The organism is Kitasatospora sp. NPDC086801 (assembly GCF_044745805.1).
In the GTDB taxonomy this organism is placed as follows: domain Bacteria; phylum Actinomycetota; class Actinomycetes; order Streptomycetales; family Streptomycetaceae; genus Kitasatospora.
On sequence record NZ_JBIVAX010000011.1, the window covers coordinates 174,528 to 201,093 of the forward strand.

General features: G+C 70.8%; 23 protein-coding genes and 1 pseudogene. 8 read left to right on the plus strand and 16 right to left on the minus strand.

Going from position 1 to position 26,566, the window contains the following annotated elements; translation table 11 throughout:
* Positions 1-243 precede the first annotated feature (243 nt).
* The 11 genes from ACIPLC_RS15870 to ACIPLC_RS15920 all read right to left on the minus strand — a co-directional run bounded on the left by ACIPLC_RS15870 (position 244) and on the right by ACIPLC_RS15920 (position 11,331).
* Complete coding sequence (locus ACIPLC_RS15870; RefSeq protein WP_400473547.1) at positions 244-1,578, minus strand: hypothetical protein; 1,335 nt, start codon at positions 1,576-1,578, stop codon at positions 244-246.
* Positions 1,579-1,880: 302 nt separating this feature from the next.
* Positions 1,881-2,639, minus strand: coding sequence for a hypothetical protein (locus ACIPLC_RS15875; RefSeq protein WP_400473548.1), 759 nt, complete (start codon positions 2,637-2,639; stop codon positions 1,881-1,883).
* A 14-nt stretch (positions 2,640-2,653) separates the two neighbouring features.
* Positions 2,654-3,067 carry a hypothetical protein gene (locus ACIPLC_RS15880; protein WP_400473549.1) on the minus strand — a complete coding sequence of 138 codons (414 nt, stop codon included), beginning with the start codon at positions 3,065-3,067 and terminating at the stop codon, positions 2,654-2,656.
* 49 nt (positions 3,068-3,116) lie between these two features.
* On the minus strand, positions 3,117-3,704 hold the full coding sequence (locus tag ACIPLC_RS15885; RefSeq protein ID WP_400473550.1) for a hypothetical protein: 588 nt from the start codon (positions 3,702-3,704) through the stop codon (positions 3,117-3,119).
* Between the two features lie 311 nt (positions 3,705-4,015).
* Positions 4,016-5,500 (minus strand): VirB4 family type IV secretion system protein, encoded by a 1,485-nt coding sequence (locus ACIPLC_RS15890; protein ID WP_400473578.1) that lies wholly within the window; start codon positions 5,498-5,500, stop codon positions 4,016-4,018.
* Between the two features lie 39 nt (positions 5,501-5,539).
* Positions 5,540-5,983, minus strand: a complete 444-nt coding sequence (locus ACIPLC_RS15895; protein ID WP_400473551.1) for a DUF6238 family protein — start codon at positions 5,981-5,983, stop codon at positions 5,540-5,542.
* A 14-nt stretch (positions 5,984-5,997) separates the two neighbouring features.
* Positions 5,998-7,458, minus strand: coding sequence for an SCO6880 family protein (locus ACIPLC_RS15900; RefSeq protein WP_400473579.1), 1,461 nt, complete (start codon positions 7,456-7,458; stop codon positions 5,998-6,000).
* Between the two features lie 70 nt (positions 7,459-7,528).
* Entirely contained in the window at positions 7,529-8,884 is a 1,356-nt protein-coding gene (locus ACIPLC_RS15905; RefSeq protein WP_400473552.1) for a conjugal transfer protein TrbL family protein, read from the minus strand.
* Between the two features lie 152 nt (positions 8,885-9,036).
* Positions 9,037-9,744 carry a hypothetical protein gene (locus tag ACIPLC_RS15910; protein WP_400473553.1) on the minus strand — a complete coding sequence of 236 codons (708 nt, stop codon included), beginning with the start codon at positions 9,742-9,744 and terminating at the stop codon, positions 9,037-9,039.
* Entirely contained in the window at positions 9,744-10,064 is a 321-nt protein-coding gene (locus ACIPLC_RS15915; protein ID WP_188302076.1) for a DUF6112 family protein, read from the minus strand. Before ACIPLC_RS15915 ends, ACIPLC_RS15910 begins: the two co-directional genes overlap by 1 nt.
* 100 nt (positions 10,065-10,164) lie before the next feature.
* The gene (locus ACIPLC_RS15920; protein WP_400473554.1) at positions 10,165-11,331 is read right to left on the minus strand and encodes a C40 family peptidase; all 1,167 of its coding nucleotides are present in this window, start codon (positions 11,329-11,331) and stop codon (positions 10,165-10,167) included.
* A gap of 713 nt (positions 11,332-12,044) precedes the next feature.
* Between ACIPLC_RS15920 and ACIPLC_RS15925 the strand changes: the two genes are divergently transcribed.
* The 7 genes from ACIPLC_RS15925 to ACIPLC_RS15955 all read left to right on the plus strand — a co-directional run bounded on the left by ACIPLC_RS15925 (position 12,045) and on the right by ACIPLC_RS15955 (position 19,067).
* Positions 12,045-12,818 carry a DNA-methyltransferase gene (locus ACIPLC_RS15925; protein WP_400473555.1) on the plus strand — a complete coding sequence of 258 codons (774 nt, stop codon included), beginning with the start codon at positions 12,045-12,047 and terminating at the stop codon, positions 12,816-12,818.
* 275 nt (positions 12,819-13,093) lie between these two features.
* A complete protein-coding gene (locus tag ACIPLC_RS15930; protein WP_400473556.1) occupies positions 13,094-13,984 on the plus strand; it encodes a hypothetical protein in 891 nt (296 codons plus the stop codon).
* Between the two features lie 69 nt (positions 13,985-14,053).
* Positions 14,054-14,878 (plus strand): DUF317 domain-containing protein, encoded by an 825-nt coding sequence (locus tag ACIPLC_RS15935; RefSeq protein WP_400473557.1) that lies wholly within the window; start codon positions 14,054-14,056, stop codon positions 14,876-14,878.
* Between the two features lie 139 nt (positions 14,879-15,017).
* Positions 15,018-15,470, plus strand: coding sequence for a hypothetical protein (locus tag ACIPLC_RS15940; protein WP_400473558.1), 453 nt, complete (start codon positions 15,018-15,020; stop codon positions 15,468-15,470).
* A gap of 124 nt (positions 15,471-15,594) precedes the next feature.
* On the plus strand, positions 15,595-16,473 hold the full coding sequence (locus ACIPLC_RS15945; protein WP_400473559.1) for a DUF317 domain-containing protein: 879 nt from the start codon (positions 15,595-15,597) through the stop codon (positions 16,471-16,473).
* Positions 16,474-16,594: 121 nt separating this feature from the next.
* A complete protein-coding gene (locus ACIPLC_RS15950) occupies positions 16,595-18,040 on the plus strand; it encodes a DUF317 domain-containing protein (protein WP_400473560.1) in 1,446 nt (481 codons plus the stop codon).
* A 214-nt stretch (positions 18,041-18,254) separates the two neighbouring features.
* Positions 18,255-19,067: a hypothetical protein gene (locus tag ACIPLC_RS15955; protein ID WP_400473561.1), complete on the plus strand. Its 813-nt coding sequence runs from the start codon at positions 18,255-18,257 to the stop codon at positions 19,065-19,067.
* Between the two features lie 404 nt (positions 19,068-19,471).
* Here ACIPLC_RS15955 and ACIPLC_RS15960 read toward each other — a convergent pair whose 3' ends face one another.
* The 3 genes from ACIPLC_RS15960 to ACIPLC_RS15970 form a co-directional block, all read right to left on the minus strand.
* Positions 19,472-20,332 (minus strand): DUF5655 domain-containing protein, encoded by an 861-nt coding sequence (locus tag ACIPLC_RS15960; RefSeq protein ID WP_400473562.1) that lies wholly within the window; start codon positions 20,330-20,332, stop codon positions 19,472-19,474.
* 636 nt (positions 20,333-20,968) lie between these two features.
* Positions 20,969-22,339 carry a tyrosine recombinase XerC gene (gene xerC, locus ACIPLC_RS15965; protein WP_400473563.1) on the minus strand — a complete coding sequence of 457 codons (1,371 nt, stop codon included), beginning with the start codon at positions 22,337-22,339 and terminating at the stop codon, positions 20,969-20,971.
* A gap of 681 nt (positions 22,340-23,020) precedes the next feature.
* A complete protein-coding gene (locus tag ACIPLC_RS15970; RefSeq protein ID WP_400473564.1) occupies positions 23,021-24,169 on the minus strand; it encodes a hypothetical protein in 1,149 nt (382 codons plus the stop codon).
* A 565-nt stretch (positions 24,170-24,734) separates the two neighbouring features.
* On the opposite strand from ACIPLC_RS15970, the gene ACIPLC_RS15975 reads away from it, so the two are divergent.
* Positions 24,735-24,923 (plus strand): hypothetical protein, encoded by a 189-nt coding sequence (locus tag ACIPLC_RS15975; protein ID WP_400473565.1) that lies wholly within the window; start codon positions 24,735-24,737, stop codon positions 24,921-24,923.
* 488 nt (positions 24,924-25,411) lie between these two features.
* Here the strand turns inward: ACIPLC_RS15975 and ACIPLC_RS15980 are convergent.
* Together ACIPLC_RS15980 and ACIPLC_RS15985 are read right to left on the minus strand one after the other, a co-directional pair.
* Positions 25,412-25,826, minus strand: a pseudogene (locus ACIPLC_RS15980) (IS6 family transposase); the annotation flags it as partial.
* 12 nt (positions 25,827-25,838) lie between these two features.
* On the minus strand, positions 25,839-26,357 hold the full coding sequence (locus ACIPLC_RS15985; protein ID WP_400473566.1) for a helix-turn-helix domain-containing protein: 519 nt from the start codon (positions 26,355-26,357) through the stop codon (positions 25,839-25,841).
* Between the last annotated feature and the right edge of the window lie 209 nt (positions 26,358-26,566).

The following is a 26,566-nucleotide window of genomic DNA, read 5'->3' on the forward strand; positions in this document are numbered from 1 at the left end:
CCTGCCCACTCGGCGGCGGCCTGCGCCTCCTCGGCGCGGCGGGCGGCGATCCACGCCTCACGCTCGGCGGTGTCCTCCTTGCGCTCCGCCAGCCAGCAGTCGCGGCAGGAGCGGGTGGCCAGCCAGCGGGCGTAGCCAGCGCGCTTGTCGGCGGGACGAGCGGACAGGTCGTGGGCGACTTCGTGCCCGCAGTCGTGCTCGACGGACCAGTTCTTCTTGACGGACAGGGTAACGTTCCTTCAATCAGCGGGAGTTGGTGTGCCCGGCGACCCACGCGATCCGCGGATCGACGACCTGGGCGGACGCGGCAGTGGAGGCTGCACCGGTGGCGTGCAGAGCAGCGGTGGAGCGAACCCGGCCGCTGGTGGCGAGGGCGGCGCGGGCGCGGGCGCTGCCCGGTCCACTCGTGCGGGCGGCCGGCGCGGTGGGAGCGGCGGCGACGGCGGCGAGGTCCTTGCCGGCCCCGGCGAGAATGGTGGTGGCCTCGCCGATCACCGCCTCGACGCGGGCCAGGTCGACGCCGCCGGGGTTGGCGCGCACCTGCTCCTCGATGACGCGCAGGCGGGAGGCGATCTCGGCGGTCAGCAGCGCGCGGTTGTGCAGCAGGGCGTCGGCGCCCTGCTCGTCGCGGCTCGGCCCGGCCGGCGGGTGGACGACGGAGCCGAATGGGTCCGTCTGCGGGACCGGTGGGATGGGGCCGAGGTCGGGGGCCTTGAACAGGCGGGTGGCGAACGGGTCCTCGGCGTTCGCGAGGTGGTCCGGTGCGGGGGTGGGCGAGGGCGGGGTGCGGTCCATCGCCTCGATCAACCGGGTGGCGAACGGGTCGGTGCTCTCGTACGGCCCGCCCAGTGGTTCGAACGCGAGGTCGGAGGCGACCCGCAGGCCCTGGCCGCGCAGCGTGGAGATGGCGGTGGCGGTCCGCTTGGTGCCTTCGAACTCGGGCTCGTCCAGGACGTAGAGGCTGGGGTGTTCGCGGGTGCGCGTGAAGCCGGCCTCGGCGAGGGCGAACGCGACCTGCTGGTTGCTGTGCGGGTTGGTGGCGACGATGCCGAGGCGCGGGTGGCGGCCGATATGCACATCGTGCGTGCGCGGGGCGCTGGCCTGGACGACGGCACCGGGGCCGGCGGCGCGGGCGGCCGGGCTGTCGGGGACGGGCCGGGTCGTCTCGTTGTAGTCGAACGCCGGGTCCGCGCTGACCTTGACTCCGCCGCGACGCAGCGCGGCGACGGTCTGCCGTGCGTGCAGGAAGACGTTCTGCTCGGTCGCCGGGTCGAGGGCGTGGCGCCCGTCGTCGAGCTGGCGGAATCCGGCGCGGGCGAGCAGCGTGTGGGCGGTCGGCGAGGCATCGGGGCCGACGTCGGCGACGACGCCGTACTGCGGGTCACGGTTGATGGAGACGTGCTCGGGGGTGATGCGCTGCTCCTCGGGGCAGGGGTGGACGCGGTCAGCGGCGGGCGGCCGGTGCCGGCGAAGGTGGGACCGGCGCCGCGGGGCGGGCCTGATCGGAGGTGGTGGAGGCGCCGTGCGCGGTAGCGGTGCGGGCGGCGGCGACGCGCGTCGCCGGGGGCGAGAGGGCAAGGCTGGCGGTCTCGACGCCGGGGATCGACGGCCTGATGCTGACCGGCACGCCCATCTCCTTTAGCGCGTTGGCCAGCTGGGTGGCGGTCTGGGCCTGCCGTACAGGGTCGGGGTCTGTCAGCGAGTAGCGCTCCGGGGCGTCGTCCAAGCCGAGCCGGAATCCGGCCTCGGCCAGCGCCGCCAGCACAGCCGGATCGCGGCTGGCGGTGGCCGCGGTGATCCCGGCGGCAGCCAGGCGCCGGAAGACGACCCCGGGCGTTGCTGCGGTCGGGTTCTGGTGGGGCACGCAGTTCTCCAGGAGGTCAGCGGTTGGCTGCTCGGCCCGGTGCGGGCCCGGGTGGCAGAGGCGGTGTGGAGGGTGCGGCGGTCATCCGCAGGCGCCGCGAGGGCCGGGCGGCCTCGGCCCGGGCGGACGCAGGCCAGGTGGTGTCCCGCAGCATCGTCGCCCGGAACTCACGGCGGGCCTCCGCCGCGGCGAAGGAGGCGATGTAGTCGGTGGTGTAGAGCTGGCCGCGGCCGGGTTCGTAGCGCAGCCACACGTACGAGTGCTCGTCGTCCTCCGGGGCGGCGGCCAGCCACCAGTGCACGTCCTCGAAGGTGCACATCGCCTCCACGACCAGGGCGCCGGAGACCACCTCCTCGGCGACGCCCTGGTAGAGCGGGCCGAGGCAGTCGGCGGCCAGCGCATCGGACACGAGAGCGTGGGCCTTGGCCGCCGCGGCGTCGGCGTCCGGGAACAGACTGCCGTCCTGGAGCCACCGGTAGTGATCGACCAGGTCGGCATTGCGCTGGGAGGGACGGTGCCAGTTCGCAACCGGAACCCTCGCCTTGACCAACTGGTCGATAGCGCCGGTGGCGTTGCGGATCTGCTCTTCCCGATCGACGCTCAGGCGCTGGTGCCAGCCGCCCAACTCGTCGGCCCAGTACCAGAACCCAGCCTCTTGGAGGACTTCGCGCGCCTTCTGCGGCACCCGTCCGCTCGCTGCGGCGAACTCACCGTGGTCGAAGGTCCAGCCGAAACTCACCGAGCCGGCGGCGTCGATTTCCATCGGTACGGACATCGAAGGAATCCCGGTCAGCGGCGGCGGGCCGCGCCCTGCACGACCACGACGGGAACCGGAGCGGCAGAGGGTGCCGAGGCGGCCTGGTCCACCTGCCGCTTCGCCTCTTCCTCGCGTTCCTGGAGCAGCCGCACGAGGTCGGCCTCCAGCACGTCGCGCTCCTCGGCCGCCACCTCCAGCCGCTCCAGCTGCGCGTCCAGCGCGTCGAGGACGCCGTCGTCGACGATGCGCTTGGCGGCGGCGATGTTGATCAGCCGGACCCGCTGGAAGGACACCGCGGTCTCGGCCGCGACCAGCGCGCGGTGCGTCTCGATCACGCGGCAGGTCGACGCGTCGGCCCGCGCCTCGTTGGCGACCAGAGAGGTGATGCTCTGGCCGAGGGCAGCCTCCAGGCGGGCGTCCTGGCGGGTGAGGGTCATGGTCGACATGGGTCTCCAAGAAGTAGGCAGAGCAGTTGAGTTGGCAGTTCTGGCGAGGTCAGAACGGAGGTGGGCCGATGCCCGAGGCCGGGGAAGGGGAGGAGGCGACAACGCGCGGCGGGGCGGGCGGGAGCGGGCCAGGGCGGCCGAGCAACACCGGGGACGTACGGCGGGCCGCGGCACGCCGGACGCCGGGCTCGGGCGGGTCGACCGCGTACCCCAAGGAGGACCACGCCTCGCGGGCGGATACCAGGCTGGGGTGACGATCGGCTCCGTAGTGCCTGCTGCCCGTCTCGGTGTAGAACACCGCCGCCTCCCCAGCGCCCGGGTACTCGACGAGAAGCTCAAGCTCACCCTCCACGCCCCGATGTTGGGCGTGGAGCACCAGGTGGCCGTTGTCGATGTCGTCGCTGACCAGGTGCACCCAGACGGTGCGACCCAGAGTCCGCGGCGCCGCGGTGACTGCCGACCGAAAGTGCGGTGGCACTTCCTCGACCCGTCGGCGCTGCTCGTCCGCGCTGTACACCCGGGTGAAGCCGTAGCCGGCGACCGTGACCAGCCTCTCGACCTCCAGGATCTGCCGCCGCGCGGTGCTCCGGTCGGTGTCCTGGCGGACGCGGTGCAGCAGCAGGGCGTCGTCGCGCACGAGGCCGGCCTGCTCGAGCCAGTACGCGCTGCGCCGGTCGGGCGGGTCGGCGACGACGGTGTCCCGGTCGGGCAGGTGGGCGATGGTGACGTGCGTGATGACGGCTCCTGAACGGTCAACTGCGGTGGGGGAAGGGTGAGAAGAGGCGGATGGGGCGGCCGGCCGTCACCGGTCGGCGGCAGCGGACTTCGGCCTGTTGCCGGAGTTCCGGCCCCGGAGAGCCTGACTCGTGCGACGATGGCCTCGTGGCCGCCCCCGTTCGGGCCTGAGCCGTCACCCGAGCGCGGTGTCCGCGGTCACCCTGGTGGCGATCAGGCCGCCGTCCGGCTCTCGTGCATCCGCGCGTCGGTGTCGAAGAGGCTCAACTCGGCCCGGTGGAGCAGGTGCTGAACAACGAAGCTCCGCCCGGCCACCCGCCACAGCCCTCGCCCCTTGCCCAGCTGGGCGATGGCGGCGGTCTCCACGCCGCTGAGGCCGAGAAGGCTGGCGGTGGCGGCCAGCTGGTCAGCTTCCTGGCGGTAGATCACGCGCGTCGCACAGTCGGTCAGCAGGCCCTCGGCCAGGGCGCGGGTGCGCGAGCCTGCGTCGCCGGCGCTGAGCAGGTCGGACAGACGGTGGATGATCAGCATGTTGGCGATGCCCAACCCTCGGCTCAACTTCCACTGCGCCTGCATGCGCTGGAGGAGGGCCTCGTGCCGCATGACGCGCCACGCCTCGTCGTAGATCACCCACCTGCGACCGCCAGCGGGATCGCTGAGCGCGGCCTCCATCCATGCCGACGCACATGTCATCGCCAGCACCAGTGCCGTGTCGTCGCCGGTCGACCCGAGGCTGGACAGGTCGATTGTCAGCATCGGGCTGCGTGGATCGAAGACCGCGGTCGACGGAGCGTCGAACATCCCGGCGAGGTCACCGTTGATCAACCGGCGTAGCGCGTGGGCGAGGTCCTGGGCGGCGGCGCCGACCCGGCGGGTGGGGTCGCCGAGCGCCGCGTCCAGGACGGCCGGCTGCCCGAGTACGGCGGCGACGTCGCCCAGCAGCGGAACCTGGCCGGTCAGTTCGGTGCGGGTGACGACCGCGTCCAGGGCGACGTCGAGTGCGGTGTACTCCATCGGCGCGAGATCGCGCTTGAGCACGGTGCGCGCCAGCGAGCCGAGCAGCAGGAGCCTTCGCTTGCGGACCTCGCCCGCCCAGTCGGCCGGATCCACTCCCGCTGGCGGGGGCGGGGTATCCAGGGGGTTCAGCTTGCCCGGAAGTCCCGGACCCAGCGCGATGGTGGTGCCGCCGATCGCCTCCGAGACGGACGTCCACTCACCCTTCGGATCGCACGGCACATAGACGCGGTAGCCAAATGCCGTGCTGCGCAAGGCAATTGACTTGGCCAGAGCCGACTTCCCCTGGCCGATGACGCCGGCGATCAGCGTGTTCGGGTTGGTGAAATTTTCGACTTTTCCGTACAGGGAGAAAGGATCGAAGACGAACGAGGCTTCGGCGTGGACGTCGCGGCCGATAAGGACGCCGGAGGAGCCGAGACCGCCCTCGGCGAGGAACGGGTACGCGGCGCTGGCGGTCGCGGTGGTCATGCGGTGCGCGGGCAGCTTGAGCTTGCCGCCGCGCAGGGAGGCCGGGCCGGGGCGGCCGGATGCGGGGTAGGCGGGGAGGAGTTCGGCGTTCTCCTCGCGGCGGTTCCTCGGGCGCTGGGGCTGGCCGGCCTTGCGGGCGGTGCGGCGGGCGGCGGAGAGGTCGCGTTTGGCCTGGCGGCGGGCGGCGCGGTCTGAGCGGGTCGGGGTGAACAGGGGGGTGGCACTGGCGGAGCGCAGGAACGTTTCTCCTGATCAGGTGCGGGAGGAGGCGGTGGGGGCGCCGCGCAGCTCGGAGGGGGTGGCGATGCGGCGCACGCGCCCGGCGGTGGCGGTGTGGCGCTGGCAGATCGCCATGTCCGGTGCCCCTTCCGGCAGCCGCAGCGCGCACGCCTCTCGGGTGGGGCGGCGTCCGTCGGCGCGCGGGGCGCGGTGGTAGGCGCCGTGGAGTGCTTCGCAGGTCTGCCAGACGCGGATGCGAGCGGCGTGGAGGTGGTCTGCCTCGGCCGGTGCGCTGGGCCGGGTGGTGCCGGTGTGGGTGTCGAGCAGCGCGAACAGCGCGATGCAGTGGGCGTGCAGGGCGTCCAACTCGGCGCGGGAGACGGGCTCCTGCTCGGGCAGGGCGGTGTGGTGGTGGACGTCGAGGCCGGCGGTGGCGAACCGCAGCAGGCGGTGCTCGCCGGTCGGCGGGTGGTGCACGGCGGGGCCTTCCGTCAGGTGCGCGCGAGCGGCAGGGCGGCCTGGGTGAAGCCCTCGGCCTGCTGCCAGCGCAGGAGCCGCGGGTCCAGGCCGGTGCCGGCGGCGGCGGTTTCGATCGAGGCGCAGGCCCGGCGCAGCTCTTCGGGGGTGTCGGCGGAGACGACCACCAGGCCGGTCAGGTCGACATCGGCGTGGCCGGCGATCAGTTCGCGTTCGTGCTGCTTGGCGTCCGCGTACTCCATCGAGTCGGCCTCGGAGTCGACCTGGCCCTTGCGCACGCGCTCGGCGGCGTCCGCGATGATGCTGGCCTTGGTGCGCTGCACGGCCTTGAGCGCTGCTTCCAGGGCCTGGGGGCCGTAGGTCAGGGAGAGCGTGCGGCGCGCGCCACCTGCGAAAATGAGCGGGTGGAGGAAGCCGTGGGCGACCTCCGAGCGGGGCCACTGCTCGATCCAGTAGATCGCGTGGCAGGCCGTGTCGGTGGTCAGCCGGGCGGGCTCCTCGACGACCACGACCGGACCGGCGGCGGCCGGGTCGGCAGTGGGCTGGCCGGTCTCGGACCACTGCTCGAGGTGGGCGAGGGCCTTCGGGTCGTACGCGCTGCGGATCACGGCGGCGAACTCCCCGGTGGTCAGCCAACCGCCAGGGTTCAGACCGGCGTTGCGCAGCGACTGCTCGAAGCCTGGGACCAGCTGGGCGAGCACCGCGAAGGCGCCGACCAGGCCGCCGCCGGCCTCCCCGATCAGGCGGCGGGCCGCCTTGAGGTCGAGGCTCACCGCGATGTAGCACTCGTGAGGCGCTGCGGTCGGGCCGGAGGCGGCGAGCAGTTCCTCGTAGACGGGGCCGGCGACCTTCGCGTCGGGCCGGCCGTGCTCGACCCAGTAGCGCTGCAGGGCATCACCGCTGTCGGGGACGGTGCGCTCGATGACCTGCACGGTGGTGATGTAGCCGGTGCGGGCGAGCGAGGCCAGGCACCGGCCCCACGCGGAGACGTTGGCAGCCTGGGTCGGAGGGTCGAGCAGAGCGAACGCTCGGCTGGAGACACGGATGGCGGCGGTGAGGGTGTTCTTCTGCGGGTCGTGGACCGCGCCGAGCGTGCCGCCCGGGGCGGTGACGGCGCGAAGGCTCGCCGCGGCGCCGGGCAGGTGGAGGAGACCGTCGCGGCGGGGCCGGGTGGCGGGACGGGCGAGCCAGACGAGCTGGCCCTTGGCACGACGCAGGTAGTAACGGAGGACGATAGGGGACCAATCGGCGATGGAGCGGCTGTGGACACGGACGAGGACGAGGGCGGCGGCCAGAGCCCAGACAGGGGTGGCCAGGGCGGCGCCGGCCAGCCCGGTGGCGACCATCGTCGCCAGGAGCAGGGCGCCGGCCGTGCCGACGACGGTGAGCTGGGCGACACTGAGCCCGAGCAGCACGCCGCGGCGGGACCGGCTGGGGAACCGGACGGTCGGCAGGGGGAGGTCGGAGGCCGACAGGGGCGACTCTTTCGGTGAGGGCGGGAGGCCAGCCGGGGCTCGGGCGAGGGGTAGCCCCGGCCGGCGGCGGTCAGGAGGTGGGCGGGGCGGAGGAGCCGACGGCGGCGCCCGGTGCGGAGGCAGGCCCCGCTGCGGCAGAGGGAAACGTTTCTGCTGCCCCGGCCGAGGAGGGAGAGCCGGTGGAACGCGCGGCGCCGAGGACGACCTGCGGCGCACCGGACCCGCCCGCGGCGGTGGCGGCAGTAACTGCACTGCTCGCCTTGGTGGTTGATCCCTCGCCGGGTGCTCCGGGCTGCTGGTCGGAGGTCGGGGTCCGGGAGATCAGGGGCTGTCCCTGGTCGCCGCCGTTGCTGTTGCGGCTGCCGCGCCGGGTAATCAGGGCCTGGTCGATCGCGTCGCCGCCCCCTCCGGAGGAGGTGCCGGGGAACCGGAACGTGCTCGGCGTCGACGGGGCCGAGCCGGAGCCGGAGCCGGAGTCGGAGGTGTTACCGCCGGCCGGGCTGTCCTGGCCCGGAACCTGGGCCGGGCCCTGCGGGGCGCCTCCGCCCATCGCTGCGCCGCCGCCCATCGCCGCGCCGCCTGCGCTGCCGGTTGCTGCGGTGGCGGCCATCCGGCCGCCCTTCTTCGCGGCGGCGGCGCCGGCCTGAAGGCCGGCTGCGGTCGAGCGGTGCAGGTCGTGGGACTGTCCGCCGTCGCCGGCCCAGTGCACGAACTTGTAGATCGCCATCGGGCTGAGCAGCACCAGCATCATGACGACGAGGCCGGCGATGATGTCCGACAGTGCCTGCACGCCGTCCTTGGTGTTGCTCTCGCCGAGGGCGGAGACACCGACCAGCATGATCACCGTCATGATGAGCTTGCTGAAGACCACCGTCGCGGTGGCCTCGATCCACTTGCGCCGCCAGTCGCGTGTGGGTTCCCAGGAGCCGCCGGCCGCCGCGAACGGCGCGAGCACGACGAGCACGAGGATGGTCACCTTGCGCAGGACCATCGCGCCCCAGTAGAGGATCGCTCCGGCGGCGCAGCCGAGTGCGACCAGCGCGGGGATCGCCCAGCCGAGCGGTGACGTGGTACTGATCATCGACACCCGGACGATCCGCCTGACGGCGTCGTCCATGTTCGTGTTGGCGATCTGGAACAGCCCGCGGGAGAGAGTGTCCACGATGGCGACGGCGACGCCGGTGAAGGTGATCGCAGTCATCGCGAACAGCGTCGCTGAGACGGTGCCGGTGACGGCCTGGCCGAGTGCCTGGCCGTCGCGGCGATAGGCCGCCCTGATCAACTGGAAGATGAAGGTCATCACCAGCATGGTCAAAGCAATCGGCAAGATCGTGGCGTAGTTGGTGCGGAACCACTCGGCCGACAGGTCGATGCTGGTGGTCTTGTCGACGGCGCGCGAGGCGAGGTCGACGGCGCTCTTCGCCAAGTCGCCGGCGGACTTGGCGATCCACTTGCCGATGGAGTCGGTGACCGAGTCGCTGACGCCGCCGACGATGACATCGCAGAGCAGGCCGGAGCCGGGGAGATCACAAAAGCCGATGGGCGATCAGCTCCTCTGGTTGGGACCGATGGGTGAGGTCAGGGGTAGACGGTGGGGGCGATGGAGGCCAGCGCGCAGTCATGGCTCGGCCGGCACTGCACGGCCAGGGTGAGGGAGCGGTCCTCGGCGCCGGCGCCGCCGTCGCGCCAGCTGACGGTCTGCTTGCCGGTGACGGTGACCGCGTAGATATAGGCGATGGTCAGCTGCGTCGGATCCTTGCCGATGGCCTGCTGCCACGCGGCGGGAAGGTGCGCCTCGGCCACCTCGCCGACGGCGAACTGGCCGTTGTCGCGCATCCGGTCCCACAGGGTCGGGTCCGGGACCTGCGCGGCGAGAGTGTCCGGGTCGGCGTACTGGCTCTCATCGGTCAGCCACCCGCGCAGGCCGGCGAGCTGCTGGGGCTGGGTAGCGGTGCGGGTGTCGTAGCTCCACAGGGCCGCGGCGAACGCCTTCGCGAACGCGATCGGGTCGCTGGTGTGCGGCGGAGCGGCGACGACGGGGGCCGTGCCGATCGTCGGCCCGGCGGACGGGGTGTTGCTGGTGCGCGGTGATGGCGGAGAAGAAGGCGCCGAAACAGCAGGAGCAGAAGGGGAGTTGGCGGCGCTCGGGGTGCGGTGGTCGCCGCCCGCCAGCCGGGCGATGAGCCCGGCCAGCAGAGCGACGACCACGAGCACGCCCAGGCCGATCAGCAGTCGGCGCAGCAGCGCGGACTGCCCGGTGAACGGCGAGGACGAGGACTTGAGCATCAGTGGACGTTCGTCCCGACTGCGCTGAAGAAGCTGACGATGCCGTTGGCGGCGCCGAGCAGGAGGGCGCAGCCCGCGGCTACCAGGGCGCCTTGCTTGCCCTTCTGCTCGCTGCCGTGCGAACCCGTGTGGTGGCCCCAGGCCCAGACGATGCCGGACACGCACAGCGCGCCGACCACCGCGATGATCGCGAAGAGGTTGATCGAGCCGACCGTGGACTTGAGGACGTCCAGTCCGGGAAGGCCGCCCTGGCTGGGAGTGATGCCGGGGTCAAAGGCCAGCTGGACCTTGGTGGCGGAATCGGCGAGGTAGGTGAGCAATCACACTCCACGGCTAGAGGGGTGGGGGAGGGGGCGCGGTCCGGCCGCGCGAGGGAGGGGTAGAATGCGCGAAGTGCGCTGAGATCGACGGAAGTTGCCGTCAGGTGGCGACGCGGCGGGCGGCGACGATGCCCGCCTTCCAGGAGTCGAGCGTGGAGATCTTGACCACGTCGCCCGTCTTCGGCGCGTGCACCACGAGGCCCTGGCCGATGAACATGCCCACGTGCTCCGGGCCCTGCGGCCCGGGCTCGATGAACAGCAGGTCGCCGGGGCGCAAGGCGTCCACCGACACGGCGGTGCCCTCGCTGACCTGCGTGTAGGTCGTGCGCGTCAGCGTCACGCCGCCGGCCTTGTAAGACTGCTGCATCAACGAGCTGCAGTCACACCTGGCCATGGGGTCCGGGCCGTGCGCCGCAGTGCAGCTGCCGCCCCACTGGTACGGCGTCCCGAGCTGGCCGAGCGCGAACTTGATCGCGCTCTGCACGGCGGGCGGGGCGTCGGTGGGGATCTGGTAGCCGGCGGGCAGGACGCCGGGCGGGATCGTCCCCCAGTCCGTCCCCGTACCCGCACCGGTTCCGCACCCACCCGAAGCTGGCGACGGTGCGGGGGTCGCGGTCGGAGACGGGGAACCGCCCGAACTCGAACCCCCATTCAGGGACTGGGAGATGGCCTGCTGAAGAGCGGTCGCCAGGTTCTCCCATTTCGCGTACGCGTCCGGATAGCCAGACTTCTGGACCGCCTGCGCGGCCATGGTCAGAGGCAGCTGCTGCCAACCGGCCACGCCCAAAAGGGCCTTGTAGAAACTGGTGGAGGCGTACACGGGGTCCTGGATCTGCGCGGGCGTGCCCCAGCCCTGCGACGGGCGCTGCTGGAAGAGGCCGAGCGAATCGCGGTCCCCGGAGCTCAGGTTGCTAAGTCCGGACTCCTGCAGCGCAGTTGCCAGCGCGATGGTCTGGCCGCGAGCGGGGACTTGCATCGCGATGCCGGTGGCCACGATCGTCCTGGCGTTGGGGATCTGGACACTCGGGGAGTCCAGGCCGGTAACCGAAGCGAATGGTCCTGCAAGCCCGTTCAGAATCTGCTTGACCTGAGCGGCCACGGCGGCCGTGTCCACAGGCTGTGGGCCGGGCCCGGACGTGCACGTGTTGTTGCTGTTGGCCTTGGTGGCTTCGTCGTTGGCGGCCACGGCCAACGCGGGGAACGCTACGGCGAACGGCGTGAGCAGGAGCCCGGCCGCGCCGAGGCCGACCACCTTCTTCAGGCTCATCGCGTCTCCAGAGCGCCACCTCCCGCCGGAGCGGCGGCGGAGGCGTCCGGAGGCCGGGAGCTGGGAATCGGCGTCCGTACGGTGAGGGAGCGGATGATGAGGTCTCCTGTCGGATCATGCGACCGGGCGCGGGGTGAGGGGCCCGCCCTCCGGCGGACGGGCGGGCCGACGAGAGCGGCAGCAAGCCGCGCTCGTAATCTCGAAAAGGGCATGGCTGTCCCCTGGAACGGATAGATGGAATTCGCTTGAGATCGCCGAAGGTACCGAATCGAAGGCTCGCGACCTAAAAAGCGGCGAACGCTCCGCACGGGGATATCCCGGCGACCGGCCCGCAGGACGTTAGCCCCTCTTCGGCTCGCGACCTAAAAAGAACGATGGCCGCTGGGTCGAGCGAGGTGAGCGTCCCGATTGGGCGCCCCACAGTAGGCGAGGTGCGGCTCGCAACCTAAAACGAAGATCGGCGGACCGACGGTCTTTCCCTGGGGCACGGGAAACGATAGGCAGGACGCGGCTCGCAACCTAAAACGATCTTCGCCGGCGGCCAGAGTTGGCCTTTTTAGGTCGCGAGCCGCGCGTGAGCTAGGTTCCTCCTCGCCGCCGGATCCCGCAGTCCAAGGGTCCGCTCCACCCGCTCGACTGCGGCCGAAAAGCCCAGGTCGGATGCGATGCTCCGGCTGCGTTCCCCTTCCCCGACCAGGAGGACAGCCCGCCCCTTGCCCTACGAAATCCACCGAGGCGACGCCCTCACCCGGCTCGCCGCGATCCCCTCGAACTCCGTCGACTGCGTCATCACCGACCCGCCCTACAATTCGGGTGGGCGTACCACGCAGGAAAGGACCGGGCGGACGGCCCGCGCGAAGTACACCTCCGCTGACGCCGCCCACACCCTCGCCGATTTCCCCGGCGAGAACAAGGACCAGAGGAGTTACACGTACTGGCTGAGCCAGCTCCTCGCCGAGTCCTATCGGGCCACTAAGAACGGTGGCGTCGCGCTCGTTTTCACGGATTGGCGCCAACTGGCTGCCACTAGCGATGCCCTGCAGGCCGGCGGCTGGATCTGGCGCGGCGCGCTCGCCTGGTACAAGCCCGCTGCGCGACCGCAAAAGGGTAGGTTCACGCAGAATTGTGAATTCGTCCTGTGGGGCAGCAAGGGCCCGATCGACGGCGACGCCCACCCCGTCTACCTGCCCGGCCTGTACACCGCCTCGCAGCCCCGCAGTGGCCGAGTCCATATCACCCAGAAGCCGGTCTCGGTGATGCGGGAGCTCGTCAAGATCTGTCGCCCGGACGGCACCGTCCTGGACTTCTGCGCGGGCTCCGGTTCGACGGGCGTGGCGGCTCTGCTGGAGGGCCGGCGCTTCATCGGCGTAGAGGTGACTTCGCACTACGCCGAGATCGCCGAGCGCCGCCTCGCCGAAGCCGAGCAGCAGTTCGCTTCGGGCGCGCTCGACCCCGAGGCAGCGGCCTCGGATCCGGACGAAGCCTGATGGCCCGGGCCGGACCGCCGCCCCGCGGCCGGTCCGGCCCACGCGCAGGAGGAGCAACCCTGAGTACTCCTTCTGCCGAGACCGAACCCGAAGGTCGCACTGCAGCCAGAACCGCCGAGGCTCCGGGAAAGGCCGCCGTGCGGCCCCCGGAGCAGGCGCCCGGCCGCTCGCGGCGGCACAACCGCTTGCCGCCAAGGACGCCTTCGCCAGCCCACTGCCCCGGACGGCCGCACTGAGTCGTCCCCCGAAGCGAGAACGCCATCGACACCTACCCCTTGGACGACTTCGACCCGTTCGCCCTGGACGGCCTCGACCCGGCCACTCCGGAGGCGGCGCACGCCGTGTACACGCTCGACTTCCTGCTCGACAACCCGGCCCTGCGGCTGCAACACACCCCGGCGAGTGGCTCCCCGAGGCAGAGTTACTACCTGTTCCAGGACGGGGTCTGCATCGGCCCGGACCTGCCTGCCCCGCAGTTCGTCGCCGCCCACGTCCAGCGCGATCCGATCACCGCTACCTACACCACCGACTACGAGAGCCTGCCGATGATCGCGCTCGCGGAGCGCTGGCTCATCGAACGTGGCGCAGACCCGGACGCCGTCACCTACACCGGGGGCCTGTACGCCCGCCCCGCCAGCCCGGCCACCCGACAGGTCGAGGAACGACTGCGCACACCAGGACGCTACGAGGTCCTCGCCCACTTCACCTACGGCTGGGAACCCTCTCCCTCATGGGTGCTCGCACTGGACCATCACGACTCCGATCCGGACCTGCCTTATCGTGTCTTCCACCAGCACGTCGACGAGGCCATCACCCTTGCCATCGAAACGTTCTGGGCCCGCGGATCCGACGCCACCGACATCGCGCCCGGCCCCGCCTGGTACTCCCTGACCGAGCACGCCTTCGCCACCCTGAAGGAAGTCCAGGAATGGACCCGCACCATCGACGCAGCCTGGGTCGGCCGCGATCCCGGCTACGGCTACGAGGAATCGTTCACCTTCCGCCCCATCCCCACCCACGCCATCTTCGTGCCCAGCGTCGGCTCGCGCGCGCAGGCGGCAGCGACCCGTACACGGGCGGGCGCCACTGCGGACCGCACTGCCCCTGAGCGGACGTCAGCGCCGGCACCGCTGGGGCCTCACCGGGACACCGCTCCCCGACGCTGAACCAGACCCCGCGGACCACCGGGCCACTGCACTCGGCTCCCACCCCGCCCTACCCACTGCACGAGGCCCATGCGCGACGACACCCAGATCGACGTTGCCCCCCCCGCTACCTGGCCGGCGCCGGAGGCGAACCCGGCGATGCCCTCAACCTGCTCATCAAGAAGCAGAACTGGCCTCACCACACCGACCCCGAGAACGCCAGCCTGTTTCATCTCCAGCCCCTGCCACCGCCTGCGCGTCGCCTTCATCGGCGACTACCTGGACCCGTGGCAACTCGTCGCCAGCAGCGAGCCGATGGGTGCCCCGGACTGGATGGCGCGGTTCGACGGCCGTACCCCGGTCGAGATCGTCGGCGCCTTCCTGGAAACCATCGCCGGAGACCTTGAGGAATACCCGGAGCAGGTGTTCAACCGCCGCAGCTACCTCGTCAAGGACGCCACCCGGCTGGTCGAACAGGCGGGATGGAAACGCGAGTTCACGGCCAACGTGATCCCTCTCACCGCTCCGGACGGCCTCGCCGGACTCGAGGTCCAGCGCGTACCGACGGGCCTGGCCAAGGAGTTCGAGCCCTGCGACGAGACCGTCATGCTCTGGGCCGGTCCGAAGGGCACCCCCGCGTACTGGGAAGCCCACTTCACCAGGGGCACCCCGCTCCACGTGATCGCCGCGGCAACCCGGCCCATGATCACACCCGCGCCGGTCCGGCGGCACCGCGCGGACCTCGCACCGGAAGTCCTGCCTCACTTCACCGGTGCCCGAGGCGAGCACCGGGCCAGTTCGCGCGCCCAAGCTGCGCGTACGGCCTCCCCGGCCGCCCAGGCGGCTGGCGGCGCCGTCGTCGCACCGGCCGCGGCGGTGACCCACGAGCCAGCTGTCTCCCGGCCCGTCCGGTGACCCGCTCCGGACCCGCCAGCCGTACGAGCCTCCCCGCACGGCCGGATGGACGGCAACCGCTCGGCCAGACCCAACGCCGCACCGCCACCAAGGAGACGACATCGTCGATCACGCCGCCATACTGACGACCCTGGCGCCGTTGCCGGACGGCATCACGACCGGTCGTCAACAGCTCGCGCCCCGCGCGGACGTCCTCATCACCGCTGCGCTGGAGCCAGGCGGCATCCGCAGCGACACGTACCGCGGGATTCGCGTCCAGGTGGTGCTGCGCAGCAGCGGAGTGCAACTGGGCTCCAACCTCTTCGACTTCGACGAGCATGCGACGGTGCCCCGGCTGGGATTCGTGCACACCGTGCGCGCTCTGGCCGACATCGACCGCGACGGCGAGCTGAACCCCGAACCGCTCAGGCACGCCGTCGCCCGGTACATCGAGGTGTTCACCGACTCCCCAGCGGCACCAGCTCCCGCCGAGAGCCGAACGGAATCGCGCGTACGCGGTGTTCAGCGCGGCGCTGCCCAGCCTCCGGCGGCGCCCACTGGCCCGTCGACCACCCCCGCGGCCCTGCGGGCAGCCGCAGCGCGCGGCCGGTAGAGGCTGCCGACGGCCGCAGAAAGCACCCCGTCACGTACCTACCTGGAGCACCGATCACCACCCAGCAGAACAACACGGAACCACCCGAGGCCGCGCTGCCCTGGCCGACCGACCGGAGCCGCCGTTGACCACCAACCCCTACTGGGTCAAGAAGGCCAACGACCAGCCGCGGTTGCAGCTGAGCATCACCCCGGCGCTGTACGCCGGCCCCGTCCTGGACAGCGAGCAGGCGATCCGCCCGCTCGTCGACGCCGGCGCCGTACGCCTCGACGACGGCCGCGGCAACCAGTTCATCGTTTCCCACGACGGTCGGATCCGGCTCGGCTTCGAGCCCCAGAACGGGACCGACGCAATGTGGAAGGTCGCCGTGCACGACACTCCGTTCGAGCCGCCGCAGTGGACCGTATGCCTCACCGACCACACGCCCATCGAGATCGTCGAGGCCATCACCACCGACCTAGCCTCCAAGCTGCGCGCCGGCGCCCGGTTGCACGGGTCGGCCGCCGACAGCGAGTGGCGCAGCCTCTTCCAGCCCCCGGAGTGGATCACCACCTGGGACGCCTGGGCGCAGCAGGAGACGGTGGTCTCGGTGCACGCTCCGCAGGACCGGATCGTCGTCGACCCCGGCGGCGGGGCGGGCGACTGGGAGGAAGCCGGCCAGGACGGGTTCTGGACCGTCACCATCGGCGACGAGTACGAGGGCTGGTGCGCGGCAGCCAGCACCTCCACCCCGGACCGGATCCTGCACGCCATCGCCGGTGCGATGCTCGGTTCAGCCACCCGTGACGTCGGTGAACTGAGCGACCTGACGATCGGTGCCGCGGTCATCGGTGCTGCCGAGATGGCCGAACTGCCCTCCAGTCCAACCCCGCTGGACATCCAGCGAGCCCGGGCAGCTCGCACCCGCAGCCCGCTGCCCATCTCACCCGGCGGTGGGAGCGCGCCACCGGCTGCTCCACGGGCAACACCACCTACCCCGAACCACGACGGTCACCGCCGCTGACAGCCTGAGGAGCACCATCGACCCCGACAACACGACCGTCCGAGTCCTTCCCCGACGCCTGGCAGGCCCTGGCGCGTCGAAGACCGTCTGGACGAACCTGACCAAGCGGGGCTGGTGTCCGGTGGACTGGCACCAGTCCGGCGCCGGCCTGGCCAGCCCGTCGTACGACATCCTCCTGGTCGCGGCCGAGCACGACGGCGACACCGCTTGGCAGATCAGCCATCATCCGCTCCTGACCGCACCGCCAACGTGGACGGCCACGTTCACCAGCGGCACACCGGCAGAAATCATCACCGACACCCTCGTCCACCTCACCACCCAGCTCCAGCGCGACCGGCTCGCCGCCGTCGCCGGCCCCACCGACCTGCGCAGCATCTTCGACGCCGTCGAACGCGCCGGCTGGGACACCGTCCTCCTCGGCGACCAGGTCCACGCCGAGAGCCCCGAGCCGGCCGTCGAGTGCATCGACCTGTGGCACCGCGTCGACGGCTCCTGGTACTCCACCCCGGACACCGAGCCCGGCGCGACGACCATTGTCGCCGGCCGAGCAGTCGGCCCGCTGGAGGCCCGCGGTTGGCAAGCGGACTTCTCCCGGCACACCCCCGCACACCTGATCACCGCAACACTCATGGCCGCCACCGCGCCGAAGCCGGCAACGCGGAGGGCCCACCAAATCCCGCGGCCGTACCGCGACGTCGTGTTCACCGTCCCCTCCGCCGGGGACGACAAGAGCACCCCGGCTCACGCCGACATCGACACCGAGGACCCCACCATCGCCGTCGAGCCGCTGCGGGACTGGCGCCACACCGAGGACGAACTCGGCAACATGACCCTGCACAGCCCCTGCGGCCGTGTCAGCGTCGCCCACACACCCGAGCACCGACCCGACCAGCGCTGGACCAGCCCCTGGACCATCACCGCGACCGGCGACGGGCCCCCATGGAGCAGCGGTAAAGAGGACCGCATCTCCTGGACCGCCCGCTTCACCACCCACACCCCGACGCCGGTCGTCGCCGCCGTCACCGCCGCGCTCGCTGGGGCCCTCGAGCGGCTTGACGTCGAAGAGGTCTGGGAAGACTTCGAATCCTCGCCCGAGCCGAGCTTCACCCCGCACCGCCGCTACCGGCCCGATCCGGTCCCCGGAAGCCGAGACCCCGCCCTCGCCCACGCCCAACTCCGCCTGTCGGGCTGGCACAAGAGCGACCTCCCCCACCGGGACAGGTCGAGCACCAGCCCCGCCGGCGTGAAGCTGTGGTCAGTCCTGCGGGGCGAGCCCAGCTCCCTGGACATCGTGCCGCTGGCTGAAGCCTGGACGCTCGACGGAGGCGACCCGCCCGCCCCGTGGAGCGCGACCTTCAGCCCCGACACCCCGACCTTCCTGATCACCGCAGCAGCCCGAGAAGCCGACCGCCTTGCCCAGTCGACACGGACCGGCACCGCACCCCAGCACCACCTGGCCGCCCGCCGCGCAGCCGCCCGATCCGCACCGGCCACCCCGCTGCCCGCCGCGCAGTCAGCCACCGCACCTGCGGCACCGCCCCCAGCCGGTCCCCGGCGGACCCGCTGACCAGCTGGGTCACCAGATCCACCGCTTCCCGGAGCCGACCATCCCCAGCACCAACAGCCGCCCTCGCACCCGGAACCAGCCCGCACCGGCCGACACGAAGCCGGCGAACGGAACCCCCCGTCCAAACGGAGCCGACCTGCACGACACCAGCGCCGACCTGCACACCATCGAGCGGATCGCCCGGGCCGCCGCCTACCCGCAGACCCAACAGATCATGATCCGCGGCCTCCTCGACCGCCCCAGCGGGTACAGCGCCCTCAGCATCGCCGTCGCCCGAGACGACCTCCGCGAAGCCGCCCTCGCCGCCGTCCGCACGCTCGTCGAGCGCGAGATCGACGCCGGCCGACCCTGGACCGGCGAAGCGGCCCGCTGGCTCAGCCGCGCCCACGCTAACTGGCAGACCAGCGCCGCCCTGGCCAGCCACCTCACGTGGTACGCCCGCAGCCGACGCAACAGCGCCCTTGCCCACCTCACTGGCACCAACCATCTCACCCAGCCCGGCACCGACCGCACCCACGCCCAGGCGCTCCGGCACATCCACCTCGCCGGCCTGCGCTTCGACTTCCGGTGCCGCAGCATCCAGCAGCTGCTCAACCAGGCATCGGGAAGCGAGCGAGCGCACTGGGATCCATATACCCGCGCCCTTGCCGCCTTCGCCCTCCTCGGAAGCTCCGCGCGCGATGCTCTCGACGCCATGGACCGCAGCCTCGCCGAAGCCGGTGACAACCCCCAGGTCTGCCACGCCCTGCTCCACGGCCTCTGGCTCGGTGACGGGCTACCCGACCAGGCCGAGCGGATCCTGGAGCTGGCCGCGTGGCCCACCTTCGACGACGGCGACCCGATCATGCTTTTCCGTACCGCCACTGCCTGGCGGATGCTCGGGTGCCGAGCCGAAGCTCTCACGGCGATCGACAGCGCCCTCGAAGCCCTCGGCCCGAACCAGCCCGAGGTGCACGCCGACTTCGTCCGTGAACGCGCCCTGATCACCGCGCTGGCCCGAGAGTCGCAGCACGACCAAGAACACTGACCCCGCTCGACTCGGGCCTGCGCCTGGAGTCCCTACCTCTTGATGCGGAGGACCACTATCGAACAGCCGAACCCCCAGGACCGCCAGCCCACCGCACCGGACCCGCGCGTTGCCAGAGGCGAGGAAGTCCGGACCTACCAGCGCGACCTGAGTCGCTGGGCTGCCCGCCGGGCCCACATCCAGCAGGCCCTCAATCCGCCCCCCGCTGGGCAGGCGAGCGAGCCGCCCGTCACCGCACCACCCTCATCATCCCGCCCGCGCTGGCGCTGACCGCCGCCCTGGTACGCCCGGCACACCACTGAACACCAGGGCCAGCCCCGCGGACCCAGCCCTCCGGGGAGCGGGCCGAACAATGGCGATGGGCCGTACCCCGCAAAGGGGTACGGCCCATCGCCATTGACGGACTACGCCGCAGCGGCGTAGCTCGTCCGAAGCAGTGCCATTGACCGGTCGAGATCCTCCATCGAGCCGATCCGGACCTCCAGTTCGCCCGTGCCGAGGTGCCCGATTCTCCGGACGTCCCTGGTCCAGCCCGGGACCAGCTGGACCGTCGTCGGGTCGACGCGCAGGAAGACGACCAGAACCTGGGCCTGCGCCAGCACCCGGACGCAGGCGAAGTTCCGCCGGCGGCGGTAGGCGACGTAGTGCTGCAGCTCCACCGAGTGCCCCTCGCCCAGGTCGAGCAGACGGGCGTCCAACTCGTCGTACAGCTCCCGTACCTCACCGCCCACCTGCGACAGCACGTCGCTGACCGTCCGGCGCACGGGCGAAGCCATCCGTGTCCGCTCTGACCGGCCAACCGCCAGGGAGCCGCAGCCGCCGGCGATCGACACCGCCAGCTCCAGCGTCACCAGGTCGTCCCCGTAGCGCCGGTAGACCACCATGTCGATCCGATGATGGGACATGCCCGCCGCCACCAGGTCGTAGCGGGTGTACTCCGCCGCGATGCAGACCACCCGCGGGCGGCTCCAGTCAACCCGCTCGGCGGCTTCCGCTCCCAGCCGCCGCTCGACGAGCGCCTCGAACTCTGATCGGTTCTCCACCAGCCACGAGAGGTAGAACAACCCCTGGGCGAGGACCGACTCACTGCTCGTGCGCTTGTACTCGATCAGGACTGGGCTTCCGTCTTCGTCCAGACCGAGGCTGTCGATCCGGCCCCGGTGCACGGGACCGGTGGAGTACTCGGTCGCCAGGAAACGGACACCACCCAGCATCTCCTCCATGTTCGCCTCCACGAGCCGCTGGAGATCACGCTCGAACTCCACGGCCGCACCCTCGACACGGCGAACATCCTCGCCAGCGACTCGAAACACCTGCAGTCCCGCCACGAACCCCCCAGCACACCACCCGCCGGCCCGCCCGGCGATGGACGGGACACCATACATGCCAGAAGTCGGGCAATCTAGACATCATTGCGTTTGTCACATTTTGCCCAGGCGGGAATAGACTGGATCTGGCGTTCCGGCCAGTGGTGCAATCTGATGGGTCCCCGGATATCGTCACGCTGTGTCACTGACGCCTTGTGGGGGGATGGTCTTTCCGTAAGGAGGTGCTTCCCGCTGGGGAGATTGAAGCGGGGCCTCGAAGGGCTGGTTGCTGCGTGTGACCAGAGCTCTGGGACCACTTTGGGACCACATGCCTTGAGCGCTAGTGGACGGCGGTGTTCGGATTTGGACATTCCTGCACATAGTAACCATTGAGCCACTGTCAGCTGGTCCACTCGTGCATGGAGGCGGGTGCGGTGCAATTCGGCGAGTGGTAAGCTGATTTGAGAGCTTGAAGCTGGCGCGCTGGCTTCGCTCGAAGCAGGCAGAGGAAGGGCGCACTTGACTGGGGGTCAAGGGGTCGCAGGTTCAAATCCTGTCGTCCCGACCAGCGTTTTCGCAGGTCGTAGGCCGCTTTCACCGAAAGGTGGAAGCGGCCTTTTTGATATTCCGTCGGCTGGTGGTCGCGGTGTGGTCCCGGTGGGCTGCCTGGGGAGCTGATTGGCGACGTAGTGCCGCTTTCCGTGCCCGGTGGGTGGTCAGGCGTGGTGTGCGGGGGATTCGGGTGGCGTGGTCGTCGGGCAGGGCCTTGTGGTCGGCCTGGTCGAGGGAGTGGTTGATGGCGTCGACGGCTTCGCGGACGGCCTGGATGGTCAGGTAGTGGTAGACGTCCACGGTGGTGGAGAAGGTGGAGTGCCGCAGCGTCTTGGAGACGATGGGCAGCGGCACGTGTTCGTCCATGGCCAGGGCGCAGGCGAGGTGGCGCAGGTCATGGACGCCGATGACGGGGACACCGGCTTCGCGGCAGAGGCGGTGGAATCGGCGCAGGACGTAGGAGGGGTGGAGCGGGCGGCCGTGGCGGTGGAAGACCAGGCCGTGTCCGGGGGCGGGGTTGGGGCCGCGGAAGGTGTCGGGGGCGAGGCGGTTGGCGATCGCCGCGGTGGCGCGGTCGGAGAGGGCGACCCAGTTGCGGCTGGAGCGGGTCTTGGGTTCGGTGAAGACGAGTTCGGTGTTGTCGATGGCCGAGAGCGTCCAGCGGATGTACATGAAGCGTTTGTCGAGGTAGGCGTCGTCCTCGTGGAGGGCCAGGGCTTCGCCCTTGCGGATGCCGGAGCCGATGAGGAGTTCGGCGAGGTCGGCGATGAGGGGGTCGGCGCCGTGGGCGTAGCGCAGGAACGTGGCCGCGTGGTCGGCCGTCCACTCGATCCGGTCAGCGCGGCGCGGCCGGCGGATGACCAGGGGCCGCCCGACGTTGCGGCGCAGGCGGCCGGCCCGGACCGCGTCGCCGAGCGCGCTGGAGAGCGTGCAGAGCATGCGGTGGACGGTGACCCGGCCGCGGCCGTGGGCGAGCTGGTCGTCGGCGAAGGCGCGGATGTGGGGTCGGCGGAAGTCGTCGAGGCGGATGGTGCGGAAGGCGGGGATGAGGTCGTCGTACACGTACCTGCGGTAGTGGGAGGCAGTGGTGGGCTTCAGCTCGGCCTGTTTGGCGTGGAACCAGTCGTCGAGGTAGTCGGCGACGCTCTGGTCGGGGTCGCGGGGGATGCCGGTGCGTTCGCCTTCGAGGTAGCGGTGCAGGGCCTTCTTCGCGGCCTTCTTCTTGAGGTAGCCGCCGCGGCGGATGGTGTGGCGTCTGCCGTCGATGCAGGTGTGGCTGTCGACGGCGAAGGTCCAGGTGCCGTGGTGGGGGTCGGTGGCGAGGAGGGGGCAGCGGGCGCCGAGCTGGTTGCGGTGCTGGTCGCGGCAGCCACACCGGCGGTAGACGCGGCCGCGCTTGGCAGAGGAGCGCATGATGATCACTTCACGCAGGGTCGTTTTCGGGCTTGCCAATCCAGTCTCGTCCTGCGCGGGCGCACTGCGGCTGCCGATGGGACCACCATGCGACCACCAGAGGCCTTCAGGGCCTCTGACCTGCTCTGATCCCTTGACCTGCGCTCAGATTGCCTGCGGCTCCCTTGAGTGGCTCGCAGTCTTGTGGATCATGTCCGGAGCCCGGGCGTCCGGACGTGTCGTCGCTGATGGCGACCGGACGGATGCTTTCGGGTGTGGGACGGTCCGGGGCGCGACGCCGACTGCGGTGTGGCCGGAGGCCGGCTGCGAGTGGTTCTGGGGTGCTCTGATTTTATCGAATTGTTCCGGATATCGGCGGGGAATGGAGCTCTCATTCCCCGCCCGTGGCGCCGCTCGGGCTGTTTCGGAGGGAGGTGGAATCGTGGCCGCTTTTCGGTGATGCGGAATTCCCGGACCTGATTGGATGTCAGACGCGCATGTCGGGATAGTCACGCTGTGTAATATCGGCCGGGGTTCGTGGGCGGGTGTCGGCGGCCTGGGGGTGGACCTGCGGCTGCCGACAGGTCGACGGCTGTCACGCGGAGCTGCCGACGGGCGCGGTGGCCATAGCCCTTCGCTGTCACTCTGGGTGATTGTCGAGGGGTTGCGTCGTGTGTCCGGGCCGGCGTTCTCGGCGGCCGGTCAGGTGAGCCGGTCGCGGTGGACGGTTGCGGCTTCGCGGACGAGGTCGGCGAAGCGTTCGCGGCTGCGGTCCTGGTGCCGCTCGGCCGGTTCGTCGTCCCCGTCCTCCGCCTCGTCGGCGTTGGTCTCCTCGTCGTCCAGTTCGTCGTACTCCTCGTGGAGGAGCTGGCAGCCGCGGATTCCGGCGAGGAGGTCTTCGAGGAGGTCGGGGGCGGGGCGCTTGGGGTCGAGGGGGGTCAGGCGCAGGCCGGTGTCCTCGGGGTCGGTGTCCGGGCCGGTGTACTGGGCGAGGGCGTCGTCGATGTCTTCGAGTTGTTCGCGCAGGCCGGCGGGGTCGGGGAGGAGGCCGTCGGCGATGTGGAGGGCCTGGCGTACGAGGTCGGTGACGGCGTCGTAGGGGGAGGCGCCGGCTTCGAGGAGCTGGAGGACGAGGGTGGGGGTCTCGTGGGTGAGGGCTTCGATGTTGTCGGCTTCGAAGAGTACGGCGGTGGGGGAGTGCCCGGAGGCTTCGGCGGCGACCTCGGCGGCGGCTGCGAGCCAGTGGGCTGCGGCGACGGCGGCGCCGGTGGGGTCTATCTCGGTGAACAGTGCGGCGGGGCCGAAGGGGTTCTGTTCGAGGAGGCGGTCGGCGGCGGCGACCTGGACGGGGGAGGCGCCTTCGCGGCTCAGGAGGACGGCCTGGCGGGCGCGGCCGGTGAGGTCGCCGAGTTCGGCGTTCTCCACGGCGGCGAGCTCGGTGACGGTCTCGGCGAGGACGGCGTCGGTGAGGTCCGCGTTGTCGAGGGTGTGCAGGGCGCGGCCGGCGCGGTGGGCGGATTCGGCCAGGGGGCTGTATTCGACGTCGAGCATGCCGTCCTGGGGGAGGTTGGGACGGGTGATGGCGCCGGGGACCTCGTCGAACGCCTTGCGTTCCTCCGCGCGGCGCCAGCCCTCGGAGTTGGGTTCCATGGAGGCGGCGGCGCTGGCCGGGTGGGTGTAGGTGCGCCAAGCGGTTTCTGACAGGTGGGTGAGGGCGCGGGCCAGGCCCAGGAGGGTGGAGGTTTCGGCCTTGGCGGGGAGGGCGGCGATGCGGGTGGAGAGATCACCCTCGCCTGTTCCCCAGGTGGCGATCAGCTCGTGTCGTTCGGGGTCGACGCTGTAGCGGGTCATGGGGCTCTCCGGGGTCTCTTTGCGGGCTCGACTTGAGCGGCGGCTACCAAGTCTGGCTGCATTGCCAGGACGGTGGAGACCGCATTGCCGTGCGGAGCGATGTCGCGCAGCTTCTCCCCGGCTTGCCTGGCGCGCACGGGGCGGGCGTGCCAGCGCTCGGGGCCTGGCGGGGGCGCGTGGCGCCGGTTAGCGCGCCGCCGAGTCGGATCGAAACTGGGCGGAAGCTGATCGATCCTGGCTGGTTGCGCTCTTGTCCAGGGTGTCGGCGACGCTGTTGGAGCGTCTCATCAACGTGCTTCTCCACGAGGTGAGTTGAGTGTGCCGAGCGGTGCAGCGGAGCCGTTCGCGAGCGGTAGCGTTTTTGTCGGCGGCGGCTCATTTCAACCGTCGCCGACAGTTTTCGGTGGCTCTGGCGAGGAACTGCCTCGGACGGTGTGCGACCACCGTCCGAGGCGTTGGTCGTTCGATCACGAGAAGGTTGGGACCCATGCATGACCGAACTGTCCCCAGGCGGGCTTACCCGCCCTCGCGGACCCCTCAATCTAACAGCGGCCCGCGGACGTCCGTGGGATTGCGCGCGGCAGCCCTGGCCGCGTCCGGACGGTTGCGCGGTAACGCCACGCCCGTGCTCGTCGTGTCATGGATGGCGTTGTGCGGATTGCGCATCGATGCCGAACAGGCCCTGCTGCTGGCGCTGTTGATGCAGGACGGCGCCCCGACGGGCGAGACCGGAAGGTCGGCCCTGAGGGGCTGACGGATCTGCCGGTGCGGCCCGCCCGCGAAGGAGCGGGCCGCACCCAGGGGGGGCACACGCCGCTCTCTGTGCGGCCCGCCGCCTTGGCACCTGTCCGTGTGCACCACCGAGTTGACGTGGGGAGGCCGAGATGCCTGCTGACCGAAACCGACCCGCTCGACGCCGGCGCCGTTCCGAAATCGGCTTCACCGCTTTCGTTGCCCTTCAGGAAGAGGGCTACTTGCGGTACGCGCAGGCGCGGCTGGGCGATCGTGCCCTGAGTTCGGTCACCGTTGAGACGGCGCTCGAGAGGGTGGAAGTCCACTGGGAGCGGGTGCTGTCGAAGGGTGTTGTCACGCTGGTAGGGGCGTGGTCGCCTGCGGCTGGGTCAGGGCGTGCTGTGCCCGGTTCCGGGTCTGGTTCAGGCCGTGGCGGGCGGGGCGGCGGCGTGGGTGATCTGGTCCCAGATGGCGAACCGGATGATCATTTCGGTGCGGTGGCGGCCGGCTCTTCATCAACTTGGACATGAAGCGCTTGGCGGCCTTCGCGTCCCGCCGGGACTGGACCAGGATGTCCAGGACGTTCCCGTGCTGGTCGACGGCGCGCCACAGGTAGTGCCGCACCCCGTTGATCTTCATGAAGACCTCGTCGAGATGCCACTTGTCACCGGCCCGCGGCCGGCGCCCACGCAGCCCGTCGGCGTACGTCTGGCCGAACTTCAGGCACCAGCGGTGTCATCGTCTCGTAGGAGACGATGACACCGCGCTGGAGCATCAGCTCCTCGACCTCGCGGAAGCTCAGCGGGAAGCGGAAATACAGCCACACCGCATGGGAGATGATCTCCACCGGGCACCGGTGGCCCCTGTACGACGGCGACCCGCTCTCTACGGCAGACCACTCCCCGGCCAGACCAACGAAGATCATCTCACTCATCGGTCAACGTGACAGCACCGTCCAGGTGGTCCTGGATGAAGTCCCGCAGCTGCGGGTTCTGGGCGATCTTCCCCGACTTCGGTCGGGGACGCCGCTGTTCGGCGCGGCGATGCGCGGTATGGGGGCGGTAGGCCCAGTGAGACTCGTCCCGCGCAGCGGCATGCCGTTGCGGCGTATCTCGCGGTTGATGGTCGAGGGGCTGCGACCCAGCTCGGCCGCGATCGTGCGGATGGACGCGTTCTCTCGCAGCCGGTCGGCGATGTGGATGCGGGCCTCCTCACGCAGATACCGCGACTGGCCGGAAGCCGGCGCCGCCACGTGAATCGGCAGTACCGGCTTCCGGCCGTCAGGCGGAGAGTGCCACCCGTTGCGCCATCGCTTGCCGGTTCGCAGGTTGATACCAACGACCCGGCAAGCTTCCGCGCTGCTGCAACCCTGACGCATGAGCTGGAAGTATGCCTCCCGCTCGCGCGTCAGACGACGCCCGTTCCTGGTCCGGTCCTCACGGATCTCGAAGTCCATCGCACCCCTTCTGAGGTGGGGTGTTGAAAGGACCGCTAGAACCTAATACTCCAGCTGTAGATCGCTCTTTGGGCTGCTGGTGCCTACGCTTTCCGCGGTTTGCGGCGCTTGCCCCAGCTGCCGTGTGGCCGGTTCCGGTCCTGCTCCAGCATCGTCGCGTCGAACTGGGCTTTGCTGGTCACTGCTCGTGGTTCAGGCACGAGCGTGGT

Excerpts from the sequence above, each read along its gene's own strand:
- ACIPLC_RS15875 (WP_400473548.1), bottom strand. The coding sequence starts at position 2,639 with ATGTCCGTACCGATGGAAATCGACGCCGCCGGCTCGGTGAGTTTCGGC.
- ACIPLC_RS15880 (WP_400473549.1), bottom strand. The coding sequence starts at position 3,067 with ATGTCGACCATGACCCTCACCCGCCAGGACGCCCGCCTGGAGGCTGCC.
- ACIPLC_RS15910 (WP_400473553.1), bottom strand. The coding sequence starts at position 9,744 with ATGCTCAAGTCCTCGTCCTCGCCGTTCACCGGGCAGTCCGCGCTGCTG.
- ACIPLC_RS15920 (WP_400473554.1), bottom strand. The coding sequence starts at position 11,331 with ATGAGCCTGAAGAAGGTGGTCGGCCTCGGCGCGGCCGGGCTCCTGCTC.
- ACIPLC_RS15935 (WP_400473557.1), top strand. The coding sequence starts at position 14,054 with ATGCGCGACGACACCCAGATCGACGTTGCCCCCCCCGCTACCTGGCCG.
- ACIPLC_RS15955 (WP_400473561.1), top strand. The coding sequence starts at position 18,255 with ATGATCCGCGGCCTCCTCGACCGCCCCAGCGGGTACAGCGCCCTCAGC.
- xerC (WP_400473563.1), bottom strand. The coding sequence starts at position 22,339 with ATGCGCTCCTCTGCCAAGCGCGGCCGCGTCTACCGCCGGTGTGGCTGC.
- ACIPLC_RS15970 (WP_400473564.1), bottom strand. The coding sequence starts at position 24,169 with ATGACCCGCTACAGCGTCGACCCCGAACGACACGAGCTGATCGCCACC.
- ACIPLC_RS15985 (WP_400473566.1), bottom strand. The coding sequence starts at position 26,357 with ATGGACTTCGAGATCCGTGAGGACCGGACCAGGAACGGGCGTCGTCTG.